This is a genomic window from Paenibacillus sp. BSR1-1 (assembly GCF_030403775.1).
GTDB lineage: Bacteria > Bacillota > Bacilli > Bacillales > Cytobacillaceae > Neobacillus.
Genome location: NZ_JAQMWQ010000021.1, coordinates 17,527 through 34,987, shown reverse-complemented (window position 1 = coordinate 34,987; position 17,461 = coordinate 17,527). Strand labels below are relative to the sequence as shown.

Sequence of the window (17,461 nt, the reverse complement as noted above, 5' to 3'; positions counted from 1 at the left end):
CAATACTAGTATTATTAGCACTATCGCTATTGTTTTTATAGCTATTTAATTTAAATTTATAGCAATTTAGCACTGTTATTACTATTATTTTAATAGATTAATATATATTATTCAATTTATCTTTTTATCCTTTTATTAATAAAAATTAATAAAAATAAAAAGAGCAAAACGAGTTAAATTCGACTCGTTTTGCTCTTTTTATTTTTATTTTTTTAAGGTTTTCAGCAGAAATTTCGGCAAAATCAACTGTCTTTTCCAGCGCCATGGTTCTTTCATTAGACGGTAGAACCATTCGAGGCCGAGTGACTGGAACAGCTCCGGGGCCCGCTTTAGATTGCCTGAAATCACATCGTATGAACCGCCCACCCCTTGGAAAACATATGGTGTAACTTGGTTCATGTGATTGACGATCCAATATTCCTGTGCCGGACTTCCTAATGCCACAAAAATAATTTCCGGGTTATGTTGATTAATGGTATCGACAACAACCTTTTCGTCTTTTTCATAGCCATGCAGCGTACCGACAATTTGAATGCCGGGAATTTGTTTTTCTAGCTCCGCTTTTGCAGTATCAGCGACTCCGGGCTTGCCACCAAACAAAAAAATCCGTTTCCCGTTTTCTGTTGCTGTCTTGCAAAGCTTTAGCATCATATCGATACCGGTTACACGGCTTTTTACCTGGCCGCCTTTTATTTTTGAGGCCAATATAACGCCAATTCCATCTGGAATTTGGTAATCAGCGCGGTTCAGAAGCTTTCTTAACTCTTCATCTTCTTGGGCCTTCATGATTTTTTCCGGATTAATTGCCACAATAAATGACTTCTTCTTCTTTTCGATATCCTGCATTAATAACGAGGCGAGCTGGTCGTAATCATAATTACAGACATCTACCCCGAGAAAGTTTTCCTTCATAACGTACCACCTTTTAGACTTCACATATGAACGAACTGCGGCTCAGGTTTCTGGCCGCAGTGAATATTTCAGTCCTAACTATGTTTAGCATCACCTAACACGCGGACATCAAAACCTGCTTTAACCCAGGCATCGCGCGGAAGGCAATTTTTTGTATCGAGCACAATTTTCGAACGCACAAGATTCGCTATTTGCTTTGGATCTAAAATCTTAAATTCATCATGCTCTGTCAAAATAACAACAATATCCGCATTCTGTAAAGCCTCTTCAAGGTTTAAGGCTTGCTGAGGCAATTTTTGCTCCTTAATATGCGGATCAAAAGCAGTCAGCTCTAAGTACATTTCCTTTAGATGATGGACAACCTCTACAGACGGACTTTCTCGCATGTCATCGATATTCGCTTTAAAGGACAAGCCTAAGACGGCAATTTTCGGATTTTTAATTTGTTGCTGCTCAGCGATGGTTTTCACTTTATTGGCAACAAACAACGGCATGGAATCATTAGTCTGACGTGCAAGATGAATGATTCTCGCATTTTCCGGATCCTGCTCGACAAGGAACCATGGGTCGACCGCGATACAGTGACCGCCAACACCAGGACCTGGCAGATGGATATTTACACGAGGGTGGTGATTCGCAAGCTTAATGGCCTCCCACACATTGACCCCGATATTTTCACTAACACGGGCAAGTTCATTGGCAAAAGCAATATTGACATCACGATATGTGTTTTCGATAACCTTCACCATTTCGGCTGTTGTCGCATCAGTTATGAAAATTTCGCCTTTTACGAAAGCACGGTACAGATCACGTGTTTTTTCGGCCGACTCTTCGTTGATTCCGCCGACAATACGGCTGTTATTGACGAGTTCTTCGAATACCCGTCCTGGAATAACTCGTTCTGGAGAGTGGGAAATTAACAATTCAGTGCCCATTTCTAGTCCGCTCTCTTTTAAAATCGGCATCATGACATCCTCAACTGTTCTTGGTGGAACCGTTGATTCCAGAATAACAAGATTTTCTTTTTCAAGAAAAGGCACAATTGATTTGGTTGCGGACTCGACATATTTCATATCTGCCGTTTTATCAGGGTTAATTGGTGAAGGAACTGCGATAATAAATACGTCAGCTTTTTCTGGTGTAGTTGAAACGGTAAAATTGCCGCTATCAATTGCCACATTTAGGCGTTCTTGCAGCCCATGCTCTTCAATATGAAGCTGTTTATTTCGAATTTTTTCTACAGCTGCAGAATTTACGTCCACACCATGAACATGGATGCCGTTGTTGGCAAACATAACAGATGTTGGAAGACCGATATAACCAAGGCCAATAACACAAATTTTATTCATCAAGTGACTTCCTTTCGTTGCCAAGCTTTAAAAACCTATAAGCTTATATTTTACTTTATTGATGCAGTCTAGCCACCAAAAAGTATGACGATTAAATTTTTACCTCACTAATTTTAACAAAAAACTTAAGTAAATGAAACTCTCAGATGGGAACGATGTCGGATTTTGCTCCTTTTGTCATAAGTTCACGAAAATGTTGAATATTTTCAAAAAAAAGCGACCGGATAGAGTATGAAAACAAAAAGAAAAAACAGGAAGGAAAATTCCCGCCTGCTAATTTGAAATATTAATTAATTGGTTTTGATCCGCCCCAAGCTCCATTATTGTTAAAATAATGAACTTCTTTGCCAATTGTTAAATAAACTCCGTGTACCATTAAGCCATCCGTGTTAAAATAGTACCAATATTTACCGTATTTTAACCAGCCGCGAAGCTCGGCTCCGTTACTTTTATAATAGCGATAATCGTATGCAGAATTTTCTTGTTTAACCCAGCCAGTAACCATTGCACCGTTTTTACTAAAGTAATAGTACGTATTGTTGATTTGGTTTCTGCCTGAAACAGAGTTGCCGTAAGAATTGAAGTAATACCACTTGTTCTTATAAAGTAGCCAGGTTTTGTTGTATAGAGTGCCGCTGCTCTTAGCATAATGCCAATAGGTGCCATCGAAATACCAGCCATTTGCTTTCATGACACCATTACCATCAAAATAGTATGGTGTGCTGCCAACCAAAAATACACCTGTTACCATTTGAAAATTAGGTTTTAAATAGTACCATTTTCCGCCAAGGCTGAGCCAGCCAGTTAACAACTGTCCTTTGCTGTTGGAATAGTACCAAGAGTAGCCGTCATAGGCCCAGCCGGTTTTCATGACACCATTGTTATCAAAGAAGTAGTGGGCATTGTCAATTTCCATAACACCACCCGTTACCATCATACCTTCTTCATCAACGTAATACCATTTGCCGCCATCGAAAATCCATTTGTAAGAGGCCATCACACCAGTTACCGGATCAAAATAATATCTCACATCGTCAATATTATACCAGCCGGTAACCATATTGCCATCTTCATCGTAGTAGTAGAGATTTCTGTCTTCATCTACTGTCCAGCCATATTCGATTCCTGGGTCATAGTTGCCATCATAAATTAAATCAACACCCTTGGCTAGAAGCTCGCCGATTACCTGCATGGCTCCTGAATCCTTAGTCAAATCAAGATTTGGCATTTCCGTCATCCAGACAAATTGCAATTGAGCTAAATTTAATAATGGTGTTATATCAGATGCGGGATTTGATGAAATATACAAGTCCACTAGATTTGTTAGGCCATTTAATGGCTGTAGGTTCGTAATTTGATTAGATTCTATGTCTAGAGAGGTCAGAGATGTTAAATTAGCAATCGGTGAAAGATCGGTAACATTATTCTCCCAAAGCGTTAAAGAAGTCAAGTTCGTAAGGCTGCTTAATGCGGAAATATCTGTAATACCATTGTTTGTTAAATCTAAATTTTCTAGGTTTGTCAGCCCGCTAAGAGAAGAAAGATCGGTGAAGTTGCTTTCTGTAACTCCTAGGCCTGTTAATTGTGGTACTTCGCTCAACCCAGAGAAATCACTTATATTATTACCAGATAAATCTACATATTTTAATACTGTTAACCCGTTAAGCGTAGACAGGGTGCTGTTCACAAATTTGGTATATCCCAAACCTAAGTATTCTAAGCCTGGCAAATTCGTTAATCCTGAGGCGTCACTAATCATATTGTTTGATAGATCTAAATAATGTAATTGCGAAAGCCCGTTAAGTGAACCTATACTGCTGTTAACAAGCTTATTATGATCTAGACCTACATCCATTAAATTGGTTAATTTGCTTAATGGTGTTAGATTGCTAATATTGTTAAATGATAGATTAAGGTAATTTAAATTTACTGCAAATTCTAGACCTGTTAAATCCGTAATGTTTAATTCTGTTGCATCTAATTCTGTTAGAGTTGCTAGTTTACCTTGGGTGATGGGTGTTGAGGAGTTGATTCCTAAAACCTCACGCACAGCGTTAGCCAAATTGGTATCTTTGAACGTAACCACATCGTTTGTTCCTTGTGTGACTGCGTTTGGTGTTTGCTGACTTAATCCTGGTTGTTGCCTCTGCAAATCATTGAGTGCTTTTTGCTTAAAGGATTCTTTAATCCATTTTGCCGTTTTGGCAGCGACTGGCGCGGTTTGTGTAACCGTTTTGGTTTGTTCGGCTGCTTTCGTATTCAATGAAGCCATGAATGAAAGCGATAGAACAGAGGCCAGCATGATCTTGCTAAATTTCTGCATCTCTATTAACCCCCTAAATTTACTAGGTACATTATATCAAATTATTCGGAATAAAATGGAAAAAATCAAATAATTTATAATAATAGAAATAATAAATTCAACATAAAAAAAGCGAAACCATCTTGAGTGTGGTTTCGCTTTTTATAAACAATTTATTTAATCCAAGCTCCGTCGCTTCCGATTACATATCCATCAATTGTTGTATTCTTGGCCATTGAGCCGTCTGAGTTTAGGAAATACCAGTGGCTGCCGGAATAAATCCAGCCAGTTAGCATTGCACCGCTAGATCCTAAATAATACCAATTATTATCCCATAATAACCAGCCAGTTTTCATTTTACCGTTTGAATCTAAGTAATACCATGTAGCCCCATCTTTTATCCAGCTAGTCTGTTTTACATCGTTTTTGTAAAAGTACCAAGAGCCCTCCGATAGTACCCAGCCATATTTAGTGTTACCAATCCGCTTTGAACCAATATAGGTTCTAGTATAGTAAGACTCTGATAAAGAGCTGACCTTAACCCCATTAGAAGATGCATGTACAAATTTATTGTCACCTATGTAAATTCCAACGTGCGATGCTCCAGCCTTATATGTGCTAAAGAAAACTAAATCGCCATCTACTAGATTACTTTTTGAAACGGCTTGTCCTTTTGTGTATTGGTCCGCAGCAGTTCGTGGTAAAGTAACCCCAGCTTTCTTATATGTATAACTTGTAAATCCAGAGCAATCAAATCCGCTTGGAGATGTTCCTCCCCATACATATGGTACGCCAATATAATCAAGAGCAATATCTGTAACCGTATCTCCAAAGGATGCCGCTTCTGTTTTATGTCCGCCGATTAATCCGCTCAAGAGTAAAGAACATGATAGTAGACCTGTAACTATTAACTTCTTCATGATAACCCCCGTGTTTCTTTTTCTCTCTTTTTTGTTAATTCTAGTATCTCATAAAATTTAATAGATTTAATTTACAGTTATTTTTTAATATTATTACAGGAATGTTTCAAAAATTGACCTTTTTCGACTTTATTATCGAATTTTTCAGAAAAACGTCAAAAAAAATAGAAAAACAGGCTTTACGACACAGCTGTTTTATGCTTTTTATCCTATTGATTACTGGGGACCGATGAAATATGTCAAAAATAAAACAAAGACTTATCGACTATAAATTCAAATATATTATTCATTAATAGTAAAACCACCCCTTTCATTTGAAAGGAGTGGTTCTTTGGTTATAACATCGCACCGTCTTTTCCTAGACGGTATCCGCCAATAGTGGTGTTGGCCGCCATATGACCGTCAGTGTATAAGTAATACCATTTGCCGCTAACCTTGACCCAGCCTGTTAGCATAACACCACTGTTGTTCATGTAGTACCATTTGCCTCCAGTGCTTACCCAGCCCGTTTTCATGGCACCGCTTTGATCAAGGAAATACCACTTGCCGCCAGAATTCAGCCAGCCGGTTTTCATATCCCCAGCAGGATTTAAATAATACCATTTGCCGCTAATATATTGCCAGCCTGTTTGCATGACGCCAGATGAATTGAGGTAGTACCATTTGCCGCCTGATTGCAGCCATCCCGTTTTGAGTGCCCAGTTGCTATTATAAAAATACCATTCACCGTTTAAATTTTTCCAGCCTGCATTAGCCGTAAAAGCATTAAACTCTTTTGTTATTTGAGCTATTTTTCCAGCCCATGCTTGGTCTGTTGAATATTGATGGAATGTATGGTTAAATCTCATATTATCAAGCGTTGGCTGTGAAAATGGATAATCTACATTGGATTTTTCTCTACTAATATAGTTCTCATTGATCCATTTTGCCCCATCCACGATTCCACTTCTTGCTGCCGAAAACGTATCTGCATTGGCAGCAGGCTGATTATCATCTGCTCCAATTCCATAGAAATTGAATTTTGTTTTCACGATATCTGATGTGCCCCATTTGGTTTCAAGACCGGAATGTGCCAAAAGATAGATGGCATTGACGCTGTAATTATTTTGGGCTTCCAAATAAGCTGAACCCATTCCCGTCATTAAGGTTGGTTTCCATCCAGTTTTATAGTTAATAAACTCATTAAGTTGATTAACCGTAACATTGGCTTTCGTATTTAAGGGGGTAAAAATCGTAATATTGTTTGTGACCTTTCCTTCATTTTCAAATTCATATGGAATAATATTGCTTCCTGCACCTGGTTTGTATGATTCATCCTTCAAGTACAAACCATAGATCCAGCCTTCTAGTAGGCCATCTGCAGTCCGTACCTTAAAATAATTACTTGCCGGGTCATAATCAAGGACATATACTTTTGAATGATTAGGAATGATTTTTCCACTTGTTGGAGGGGTAGCAGGGTTGTCTCTGACATTTCTCCACTCCTTCACAAGCCAGGTTTGTTTGGATAGGTCACTGGTTAAATAGTCTTTATGTACCCAGCCCGTTCTGCCGTCGGCCATTTGAATTTCAGCCGCATAGTCTTTTTGACTGAGGATGGTTACTTTGTCGTTAAACTTCAATTCAGCATATGGTTGATAATTCGGGTCCAAATGAATTCGAAAATCCGATAGTTCCTCATAACTGCGATAAACTGGCAGCTCTGTGACAAATACACTCATTTCGTTCGGGACTGATGCGGCTGTTGTTTGTGCTGCTGAAGCCTTGCTATGAAAGATCCCCATCAACAATAGGACAACTAAAAAACTACGAAAAACTACTTTTTTCACTTTTTTCTCCTCTCAATCTATTATTCTCTCTATAAGAGTATCATATTTTCCAACGGTTTCCACCCTTAGTTCGACAATTGCTGCCAAGAAATGTTATAGAATATTCATACATTTTTTATTTTTCGCGGATGTTTTTTTATAAGATTAATAGTGAATTAGGAAGGAAGTGAAACATGGCTTATAAACCTCGTACTGAACCCTTAATGTTAAAAATCCTTCATTATTTAGATGGAAGAATGGTACTTTCAGAAAATGAGAAACAGTATTATTTAACTCTAAAAAAAGGCTATGAAGGGGAGGTAAAGTTTGATTTATTGACTAAGAAAATTTCTAGTGAATGCTTAGTATTAAATGATTTATTGCTTGAGGTTAACAACACCCTATTCCAAATTGATACTACCCTTATTTTTCAAGACACTATTTACCTGTTGGATGTTAAAAATCATGAGGGAGATTATATTTTTGAATCTGGAGAGTTCTTCACGATGTCCCGAAAAGATATTAAGAATCCTTTACAACAGCTAAAAAGAAGTACATCACTGTTCCGTCTACTACTCCATAATCTTGGATATCATTTTAATATTGAATCAAATGTTATTTTTATTAACCCCGCGTTTACCCTATATCAAAACCCACTAAACGAGCCCATTATTTTTCCAACGCAGCTTGATCGTTTTAAGAAAAAGTTAGATATGATTCCATCAAAACTAAATAGCCGGCACAAAAAGTTAGCTGACCAATTAATTTCTTTACATATAACAAAATCTCCATATACTCATAGTCCTAAATATAATTATGGGATACTGCGAAAAGGTCTTTCATGTTGTGCTTGCGACTCATTGTCGTTTTCCGCCAGTGAGAAGAAATGCGTTTGTGCTGATTGTGGGCATGAAGAAGCTATTGATACCGCTGTAATTCGGGGTGTTTCGGAATTAAAAGTGCTTTTTCCAGAGATGAAAATTACCACGAACCTAGTACATGAATGGTGCAACGGGGAAGTTTCTATTAAGTCAATCAGAAGGATTTTAAAGCAAAACCTTACAACTAAAGGTAATACAAGATTTTGTTATTATGAGTAATTTGAAATTCTAGGCAATTGAGTCCTCTTTTAGGATCGCGGAGAAGCTTCCATTTGTGTGACCATTATTAATTACTACACCCAAGCTTTTTTTGTATTGACTGGCATTTGGATGCTCTCCTAATTACCGCTTACGTGTTTTTTTCTTCTTGACGGGCATATGGACACTCTCCTAATTACCGATTGCCTGCTTTTTTCGCCTCGACGGGTATTAGGACGCTCTCCTAATTACCGATTGCCTGTTTTTTTCACCTCGACGGTAATTAGGACGTTCTCCTAATTACCGCTTGCGTGCTTTTTTCAACTCGACGGGATTTTGGACGTTCTCCTAATTACCGCTTGCGTGCTTTTTTCAACTTAACGGGCATTTGGACCTTCTCCTAATTACCGCTTAAGCTCTTTTTTCATAACAACAGACATTAGGAGCCACCAAAAATTACACTTTTTTCAAATGCTTCGGACACAAAAAAAATAAACCGGCACCAAGTGCCCGTTTATTTTTTCGCTGCTAACAATTTATTTACTTTTTCAAGGTCTGCTACGGAGTCGATTTCATAGCTGTCATCAGGGTGGATTTCTTGAAGGTAGACATTTAAGTTAGGCAGGTTATTCTTGACGATTTCATCCCACCAGAACTCCACAAAATTGCCGCCTTCGACAGCTTCTTCAAGTTTCCCTACAATATAACGTCCATCTTGCTCGGACCAGTAGGACACGCCGCAAAGAATGTACTCATGATCACCGTCGCCAACCTCGATATCGGTTACTTTATAATGATCATCGTAACGGATAATCCATTCACCCTTAAAATCCGGCTTGCGGGCGCTGAAATACATGGATGTCTTTGGTGTCTTTAACATGAAATTGCGGTCCAAGTAATTATCGCCATCAATGACGTATGAATCCGGCAGATAATCCCTCACTAAATACATCGTGTACATATTGTTATAAACATCGTATTTATCATTGTGAACGAGCTTCACACCGTACTTCTCTTTTAAATACTCAAACTTTTCCGCTAAGTAGCCGGTTACCACGATGATTTCCGAAACGCCGACTTCTTGTAAAAACTCCACCTGTCTCTCAAGCATTGGTTTCCCGTTTACGACAGTAAGTGCTTTAGGTGTTGTCAACGTTAGTGGACGTAATCTTGTGCCCATCCCTGCTGCAAGAATAATTGCTCTCATTAAGCTGTAATTCCTTCCTCTTTAAAAATTTTATTACGCCGTTTTCCTGCCTTTAAGAACATTCATCCATTTGAGTTCCTCTTGGCTGGCAACCGTAATAATGGATCCTAATAAAATCATTATACTAAAGAACACAAGCTTAAAGGTAATTGGTGTGCCTAAAATGATAAAGCTTAACAGAATCGCCCAGGCAGCATACGTAATATTCAAGGCCATCGCACGGGTTGGACCCATAACGTAAATCGCTTTGTAATAAAATACATACGAGGCTGTTCCGGAAAGGGCAATCAACGCGATCAAGAAAAACTCACTGCTCTTGAACACTTCACCCACAAGCGGATACGCCTTGAAAAATGGTAAAATCAACACGCCGTACGTAACAGCTGAAACCAATTGACGAATTTGCAGCGCTTGCTCCGGTGAGATTTCATCATCCTTCATACCATACGCAAGAATAACACACTCCATCCCCCAGCCGAAAATACATAAAAGGATAAACGAGAAACCAAGAATGTAGCTTGGTGACGGTTCGCCGCCTGCAAAGCCTAATAAGAAAATAAATAAAATACTAATAAAAAGTCCAATCCAGTTTTTTAACGTTAATTTATCCTTTAAGATCACAAAGGCAAAAAATGCACCAATCGCCGGGTAAACGGCTGAAACGGAAGCCGATAAGGAAGCACCCAAATACTTAACCGCAAGCACGTAGCCTGTCATACCAATAGGTCCGCCGAGTAATGCGCCCAGCATGACGAACCGTCCGCTTCGGGTCGTTAATTTTTGAAAAGGAACCTTGACTTCCCCTCTAATCGTCATATAGATCAGCATCCAGACACTGGACAATAAATCATGGAAAAAGGTACTCACTAGCGGCGCAAGGAAAATCACCAAATCAGAGGATACGAACAATGCTTTTGATAAAACCATTCCGATTAAAACCGTGTCGAGCGCCCAAGTGAATCCGGAAAACAATCCGAAAAGTAATCCTTTATTTTTTATATTCATATGCCATCTCCCTAATTAAGTCGTGTTTTAAATTCTCTCTACATCTATTAAAGCGATCAATTCCGTAGGTGCCAAAGTCGTCGCCCTTCGCCTCTTTAATAACGGTCCAAGTGCTCCAAAGGAAATCCTGGAAAATTTTATTCATCAGCACTCGCTGTTGAATTTCAAGCGGGATTTCATCCTGCTGCAAATAAAGGGATAAAAATAGTTCCTCTTCTTCAGGTGTAAAGCTGCATTCCATGGAATGTGCAGCGAGGTCCCACATTGGGTCATTCATGCCGCTGTATTCCCAGTCAATGAGATAAAGCTTATCTTCGCCGCTTTTCACCATGTTTTCAGGCACCGGGTCAATATGACACGGTGTAAGTTTTATATCCATTCCTTGATAAATTCGCTTCAGAACCATAACCTGTTCTTTTACTTCCTTAAATGGGTGATACGGCTGTCCGCCCGCCTCAATCATCAATCGCTCGTATTCGTCCATTTTTTCAAACACATCAAAGCGGTTAGCCATCTCAAGACCCGAGTTGTGCAGCTTTCTAAAGTTAGCCGTTGACAACTCCATGATATCCTGGCGCTTTGCCATTTTGCTGTTTATTGTTTCGGCATTTGGAATCAGTTCGGCAATCTTAACGCCGGTTTCTTCATTAAAATACAGCAGCTCGGTATCGATGCCTAATTTACTTACCAGTGCGGCATTGAATTTTTCCTCACGGCGGTTAATCATCGATTCCGTTCCATTGCCTGGGATTCGGAGCACATACTCTTTTCCCTTTATAACGACTTTAAAGTTTTTGTTCGTCATGCCGCCGAACGGCTGGATGTCCTCGATATCCTCATAGGCAAGGTCAAGAGCTTCCATTAAATGACTTTTAATAAAAATTTCCCGGAATTCCGCTTCCTTCCGTTTTAACATCGGATAGGTTTTTTCGATAACTGTTTCATAGTGCTTCCGAGTGTCAATTTCGCCCCAAATCAGATTATGCATCTTTAAGTAGCCAATATTGAAGTGGCGGGAAATGTCTAGCAGCATATATTCATAGTGTATAAGTGGGTTTCTATTGTTTTGTTGATATTCGCTGACCATTTTAGAATACACATCATAGGAAATCTTGCTGATTCCAATCATTTCGCCATCGATGCGGTTAAATTGATGAACGTCTTTTGAAATTTTATGAAGATAGCCATTTTGGATTTCGACAAACGCCTCGTCTCCGGAGCCGCTTTCATTGCTGATCAGGACCGTGTCACGCTGCGGATGCTGCAGGATTTCTCTAATCGCCCGCTCTTCAATTAAAATATCATCCTCGACTAACAAAAAATCGCTATTGATAAATGGCTGAGCCGCTGCCAGGGATGCCATCGATCCAGTCCATTTGTATTTAGAATTATGGACAAACTGGATGTGGCTGAATTCAGGATGATCCTTGAATGCTTCCGGATTGTATCCAGTAACCAATACGATATGGTTGATGCCATTTTCCTGAAGGATATCCAAATTCCTTTGCAGGAGTGTGATGCCATCGATTTCCATTAGTCCGGCCGGCTTGTTGAACTCCTTGCGTAAACCGGCTGCTAAAATCACGGCCTGTTTAATTTCCGTTAATGGTTCTTGATGGATATTAACCTTTTTGTGATGGTAAGCTTCGATTCCGCTTTGTAAAAAATCAATTCCTTTTTGGGTTAAATAATAGCTGATATTTCTGCCTTTTTTTTCACTATATATAAAGTCCCCGTGGGTTAAATCATTGATTAAATAATTCACCTTACCGATAGAGATGCCGCAAAGCTCGGCCATTTTCTTTTGATTTATGTTCGAATTTTTATTAATTGCTTCTAATAATTGAAGTAAGTGCTGTTCCATATGGGGTCGGCCCCCTCCTCTGATGAATTCAATATTTGAATGCATTTTCATTGTAACGCAGCCCAGAAATTCTGTAAATAAAAAAGTCGTTTTGTGGTTAGTATTCGCAATATAAAGAGGAAATAAAAAAGAAGATGGAATAATCCATCTCCATTAAAGATTTAGTGCTTCCTGTGCAACCATAAGTCCTGCTGCCTGATTTTCTTTCCAAATAGTATCAAAATTAGCAAGCGGCACTGGTTTACTAAACGTATGAGTAGAAATTTCCGGTGTGAAGCCCGGCATCTTCATGTCTTGAATAAACCAATCTGTAAAGCCGCCCCCGCTTGGATTAGGGCCTGGAAAAACCAGACTGTAACCTGTTAAATTGGAGTACTTTACGGCAATTTTATAATCTCGGTCATACTCTGCCTTAGCTTGATGGAAATTCCAATAAAGGATACGTCCTGAAGAGTGATAGGCAACAGCCGCTTTGAACTGATGGGCTTTCGTAAAATTGTAAACCGCCTGTACTTCTGGTTCGCTTAATGGCTGATATCCTTTAAAGTTTTCAGGGGACGGCTTGCCTGTGTTACCTGCAATGTTCGCCCAGTCCGCTGGATACTGACGATTTAAATCTACCCCTCTGATATTCGCTTTCCATGAGGAAAAATCAGTCTTGTTCCCATTTAGTTGTAATACATAGTTGGGGTTTTTCGCCGTGAAGCGCCCTTCCTGGACAAGCATGACACCATCTGGATTAACCATCGGTACGAACCAAATGGAAACCTTATTGAGAAGAGCTTTAACATTGTAACTATTGAAATTGCGATTTGCTGAATACGAGGATGCATATTGATCTAGCATTTCCATTAAAACATTCGTGGTCATATGCTCTCGGGCATGGTGGGAGCCATTTAAAAAGATTTCTTTATTCCCTTTTCCCAGCTTTATCGCATAAATGTTTCTGCCATCGACTGACTTTCCAATTATCTGAGTCTTGATAAAACCCGGGAAATTCTTTTGAAATTTATTAATGTCTGCTGCCATGTCATTGTAGGAATAGGTCTGCTTTGGATTCACTAAATTGGCAACCCAGGCACCATTGCTTCCTAACGTGGACCCTTGGAACGTCGTATTTTTGGCCATTATTCCATTGGAATAAAAATAATACCAGGCATCGTCAACCATCAGCCACCCTTTTGCCATTGAACCAGAGGCTTTCAAGTAATACCAATTGTTTTGATTATAGAGCCAGCCAGATTGCATTATTCCATTTTGTCTAAGATAATACCACTGGTTATTCACAAACACCCAGCCGGTCGCCATCGCACCATTTTTATTCAAAAAATACCACTGGTTTTGATAAAGTAACCAACCAGTTTGCATAACACCTTTTTCATCAAGGTAATACCATGTATTTTGGTCCTTAATCCAGCCGGTTTGCATGGCCCCTGAGTCTGGATTGAAATAGTACCATTTCCCATCAATGAGAACCCAGCCTAATTGCATGGCACCAGTTTGCGCATCAAGGTAATACGTTTGCTCTCCTTCTTGAAAAAAACCTTTCTGAAGAGCCCCAGACTCAAGATCAAAATAATATCTTTGTCCGCTGATTTCCATCCAGCCTTTTGCTCTTTCCTCACCGATATAATAGTAGGTAACTCCATTTTCCTCAACCCATCTTCCAGCTGGCATAACTTCTGCCTTTACGCTAGTGGAATCCTTAGTAACCGATTGTTCGCTTGAATCAACCGTTGGAGTTTTGGCATCGGCATTTGTTTGTCCATTTAAAGTTTCATCTTTTACTGGCACACTTTCGCTTCCAGGAGATACTGCTCCTGTATTTACCGTTTCCTCAGCCGCCGCTTCAATTGGAAAAGCCAATAGGTTAAACAGTAAAAGGTTAATCAAAATTTTTTTCATTCTCAATCTCCCAAATAAAAATATATGAAACTACGAAACTCTAATTTCACCATTTCTCAGAATATCATAGACAAATTTCGAGAAAAAGTGACAAAAGGACTGTGCAAACGCACAGTCCTTTTAGTCCTATTTATATACAGGAACATCAAAATATAAAGTATACGAGCTTAAAGAATCATAGATTTTTTTGATATTAGTGACCTGCTTGACTGCCCAGCCAATATCGGTCGCATATTGATGATTCACATTGAGTGCGTTCCATCTCATTTTATAAAGTGTGTTCTGAGGGGTGGCAGCGTTAATATAGCCATTGCCAATGTAAGCTGCACCGCCGATAATCGCTGCTTCCGGTGTAAACCAGCCCTGCTTATACGCATATTCTGCTCCGCACGTATTTGGGCAGCTGTCAAAGGCATTAATGCCATACATGTTATAAACAGCTTTTGGTTCTACTGGTTTACCATCGACCGTACTTACGATAATTTTTCCAGTTGATAGTGGAGAGGTACCATTTCCGGTTTCAAGCAAGGCATGTGAAATGAGATATACTTCATTGATATTGTTTTGCTTGCCGGCTTGAATAAACGCGGCGCCCATATTCTGTAAAACACCTTTTCCAGCCAGGACTTTTGTATTGATATCCTGAGGATCGACACCAGGACTCTTATTTAAGAGCAGGAACTGGAAATAATCTGCACTTGTTGAACTAAAGTTATTTGGATTCACATAATAAGAAACATCCGATTCTTTCGCATTCCGCCATGTGTCATATTTGATTTGATACCAGGTACCGACAGTTGCGACAATTTGGACTTGAGCGTTCTGCTTTAAGGCACCGAAAACAAAGGAAGTTGCATTTGTCTCTTCGCGAACATTTAACGTAGATGAAGTGACCACACCCTTTGTTGGGTCCTTGGCATCTTTTAATACATACGTACTGCTGACATATGCCGGGCTGTTTCGATATTTATCCGTTTGTGGACTTTTTTGCATTTCCATGTCAATCATTTGCTGCAACGTTACGTTATATGTTGTGGTTTTTATAACTGGACCAGGGTTCCAGACACCATTATCGAAAAAGTTATAGGTCTTGCCGTCGATGACTTGCTCGCCGGTAACCATTTTTCCATTAGCGTCAAAATAGTACCATTTATTATCCAGAAACAGCCAGCCAATAGACATATCGCCACTTTTGGTTAAATAGTACGTAGCGCCGTTATCCGTTAACCAGCCGGTTTGCATAATGCCGTCTGTGTTCAGGCAATACCATTTCCCATTGACGTATGCCCAGCCAGTAGACATTTTCCCGTCGCTGTTCAGATAGTACCACTTATTATTCTCCAGCAGCCAGCCGGTTTGCATCTCGCCAGTAGCAGAAAAATAATAACGATAACCGCCATCGACCAGCCAGCCAGTTTGGGCAGCCCCATCAGCTCCAAAGTAATAGGATTTGCCATCGGCAGCCAGCCAGCCGGAAATCATCATTCCATTCGTATCAAAATAATACTTCCTGCCGCCATCCGTCAGCCAACCGGTTACCATCGCTCCATCGGAACCAAAGAAGTACTTTTTATCTCCTTCGGTCAGCCAGCCTTTTAAGGCCTTACCATCCGTACCAAGATAATACTTTTTATTCTCAATTTGCATCCAGCCGCCAGTTTGCATAACGCCATCTGCACCAAAATAGTATATTTGGTCCTCAATGGTTTGCAAGCCAGTCAGCATTTTTCCTTCTGAATCAAAGTAAAAGCTTTTTTCATCTTCGGTCAGCCAGCCCTTATACATGGCACCGTCCGTGCCAAGGTAATAGGTGCTGCCGCCATCTTGCAGCCAGCCTGTCTGCATAACGCCATCTGCCGGTGCAAAGTAATAACGGGCTCCATCAATGGTTTGCCAGCCCTTTGTCATCGTTCCCTCTTGAGCAAAGTAATACTTTTTATCGTTTTCGGTCAGCCAGCCTTTATACATGACGCCGTCTGTGCCGAGATAGTAAGAATTCTCTCCTTCGGCCAGCCAGCCTGTTTTTAGTGTTCCGTCTTGAGCAAAATAATAGCGTACACTATCAATGGTTTTCCAGCCTTTTGTCATCACGCCGTCCAAACCGAAGTAATACTTTTTATCTCCTTCGGTCAGCCAGCCCTTGAACATGACTCCATCTGTTCCTAGATAATAGGAGTTTCCGCCGTCTTCGAGCCATCCGGTTTGCAGCGCTCCATCAGCACCAAGGTAAAGGCGTTTATCACCATCGCTAATCCAGCCGACCTGCATCGTACCGTCCTTAGCGAAATAATATTTTTTTTCATTTTCGGTCAGCCAGCCAGAATAAACTTGTCCATTCTGGTCAAAATAATACTTCTTATCACCATCGGCCAGCCAGCCTTTATGCACCGTACCGTCCTGGTCGAAATACATTACATACGCTCCATCTCGGAACCAGCCGGTAAGCGGCGCAGTATTAAGGGCACCTGAGGAGGCAAAAACATATGGGTTACCATCAATGATTTTTTGACCGGTGACCATAGCTCCGCTTGTGCTTAAGTAATATTTTACATTTTTATCTACGATCCAGCCGATTTTCATGGCACCGCTTTGGTCGAGGAAGTACCAGCTGTTTGCATTAAGTAACCAACCAGTCTTCATCACACCGCTCGGCTGCAGAAAATACCAAAGATTATTTTCTTTGAGCCAGCCAGTTTTCATAATTCCAGTATTCTTATCAAGGTAGTACCATTGATTGTTATACTTTAGCCAGCCGGTCTTCATCACCCCGTTACTTCCGAGATAATACCAGCTGTTTTTGTATTGAATCCAGCCAGTTACAGCTTTGCCTGTTGAAGTATAGTAATACCAATTGTTATTCTGAAACTTCCATGTATAGGTCACAGCCGCTTGAGTACCTGATGCAGACGAGGAGAACAACATGCCTGCCAGGACCAAAGCAGTGATCCGTTTTTTCTTCAAACTCTTTCCCCCCACTTAAATTTCTTTATCTATTAAACTATCATTTTACTTTTTGAAAAAGTTGCTAAAGGATGAGGATGTTACGCGGAAAATAGGTCAAATTAATTAATTAATTAATTAATTAAATTTAAATATCACTATGACGATTA

General features: G+C 39.9%; 11 protein-coding genes. 1 reads left to right on the top strand and 10 read right to left on the bottom strand.

Annotation, left to right across the window (positions count from 1 at the left end; genetic code table 11):
* Window positions 1-204 precede the first annotated feature (204 nt).
* The 5 genes from PH210_RS22790 to PH210_RS22765 all read right to left on the bottom strand — a co-directional run bounded on the left by PH210_RS22790 (window position 205) and on the right by PH210_RS22765 (window position 7,312).
* Window positions 205-912: a WecB/TagA/CpsF family glycosyltransferase gene (locus PH210_RS22790; protein ID WP_289988656.1), complete on the bottom strand. Its 708-nt coding sequence runs from the start codon at window positions 910-912 to the stop codon at window positions 205-207.
* A 74-nt stretch (window positions 913-986) separates the two neighbouring features.
* Entirely contained in the window at window positions 987-2,264 is a 1,278-nt protein-coding gene (locus PH210_RS22785; RefSeq protein WP_289988655.1) for a nucleotide sugar dehydrogenase, read from the bottom strand.
* 283 nt (window positions 2,265-2,547) lie between these two features.
* A complete protein-coding gene (locus tag PH210_RS22780; protein ID WP_289988654.1) occupies window positions 2,548-4,584 on the bottom strand; it encodes a leucine-rich repeat domain-containing protein in 2,037 nt (678 codons plus the stop codon).
* A gap of 152 nt (window positions 4,585-4,736) precedes the next feature.
* Window positions 4,737-5,483, bottom strand: a complete 747-nt coding sequence (locus tag PH210_RS29805) for a C40 family peptidase (RefSeq protein ID WP_354670011.1) — start codon at window positions 5,481-5,483, stop codon at window positions 4,737-4,739.
* Window positions 5,484-5,818: 335 nt separating this feature from the next.
* Window positions 5,819-7,312, bottom strand: coding sequence for a glucosaminidase domain-containing protein (locus tag PH210_RS22765; protein ID WP_289988653.1), 1,494 nt, complete (start codon window positions 7,310-7,312; stop codon window positions 5,819-5,821).
* A gap of 173 nt (window positions 7,313-7,485) precedes the next feature.
* On the opposite strand from PH210_RS22765, the gene PH210_RS22760 reads away from it, so the two are divergent.
* Complete coding sequence (locus PH210_RS22760) at window positions 7,486-8,391, top strand: nuclease-related domain-containing protein (RefSeq protein WP_289988652.1); 906 nt, start codon at window positions 7,486-7,488, stop codon at window positions 8,389-8,391.
* Window positions 8,392-8,884: 493 nt separating this feature from the next.
* On the opposite strand, the gene PH210_RS22755 is transcribed toward PH210_RS22760, so the two are convergent.
* From PH210_RS22755 to PH210_RS22735, 5 genes are all read right to left on the bottom strand, one after another.
* Window positions 8,885-9,577: an NTP transferase domain-containing protein gene (locus PH210_RS22755; protein ID WP_289988651.1), complete on the bottom strand. Its 693-nt coding sequence runs from the start codon at window positions 9,575-9,577 to the stop codon at window positions 8,885-8,887.
* 33 nt (window positions 9,578-9,610) lie between these two features.
* Window positions 9,611-10,582: a DMT family transporter gene (locus PH210_RS22750; RefSeq protein ID WP_289988650.1), complete on the bottom strand. Its 972-nt coding sequence runs from the start codon at window positions 10,580-10,582 to the stop codon at window positions 9,611-9,613.
* On the bottom strand, window positions 10,566-12,446 hold the full coding sequence (locus PH210_RS22745; RefSeq protein WP_289988649.1) for an NTP transferase domain-containing protein: 1,881 nt from the start codon (window positions 12,444-12,446) through the stop codon (window positions 10,566-10,568). The genes PH210_RS22750 and PH210_RS22745 overlap by 17 nt, the downstream gene beginning before the upstream one ends.
* 153 nt (window positions 12,447-12,599) lie before the next feature.
* Window positions 12,600-14,351 carry a M14 family zinc carboxypeptidase gene (locus PH210_RS22740; protein WP_289988648.1) on the bottom strand — a complete coding sequence of 584 codons (1,752 nt, stop codon included), beginning with the start codon at window positions 14,349-14,351 and terminating at the stop codon, window positions 12,600-12,602.
* 126 nt (window positions 14,352-14,477) lie between these two features.
* Window positions 14,478-17,312 carry a glucosaminidase domain-containing protein gene (locus tag PH210_RS22735; RefSeq protein ID WP_289988647.1) on the bottom strand — a complete coding sequence of 945 codons (2,835 nt, stop codon included), beginning with the start codon at window positions 17,310-17,312 and terminating at the stop codon, window positions 14,478-14,480.
* Window positions 17,313-17,461: the final 149 nt, after the last annotated feature.

Bases quoted from the DNA above. Each gene is read 5' to 3' on its own strand.
- PH210_RS29805 (WP_354670011.1), bottom strand. From the start codon at position 5,483: ATGAAGAAGTTAATAGTTACAGGTCTACTATCATGTTCTTTACTCTTG.
- PH210_RS22740 (WP_289988648.1), bottom strand. From the start codon at position 14,351: ATGAAAAAAATTTTGATTAACCTTTTACTGTTTAACCTATTGGCTTTT.
- PH210_RS22780 (WP_289988654.1), bottom strand. From the start codon at position 4,584: ATGCAGAAATTTAGCAAGATCATGCTGGCCTCTGTTCTATCGCTTTCA.
- PH210_RS22790 (WP_289988656.1), bottom strand. From the start codon at position 912: ATGAAGGAAAACTTTCTCGGGGTAGATGTCTGTAATTATGATTACGAC.
- PH210_RS22750 (WP_289988650.1), bottom strand. From the start codon at position 10,582: ATGAATATAAAAAATAAAGGATTACTTTTCGGATTGTTTTCCGGATTC.
- PH210_RS22760 (WP_289988652.1), top strand. From the start codon at position 7,486: ATGGCTTATAAACCTCGTACTGAACCCTTAATGTTAAAAATCCTTCAT.
- PH210_RS22745 (WP_289988649.1), bottom strand. From the start codon at position 12,446: ATGGAACAGCACTTACTTCAATTATTAGAAGCAATTAATAAAAATTCG.
- PH210_RS22755 (WP_289988651.1), bottom strand. From the start codon at position 9,577: ATGAGAGCAATTATTCTTGCAGCAGGGATGGGCACAAGATTACGTCCA.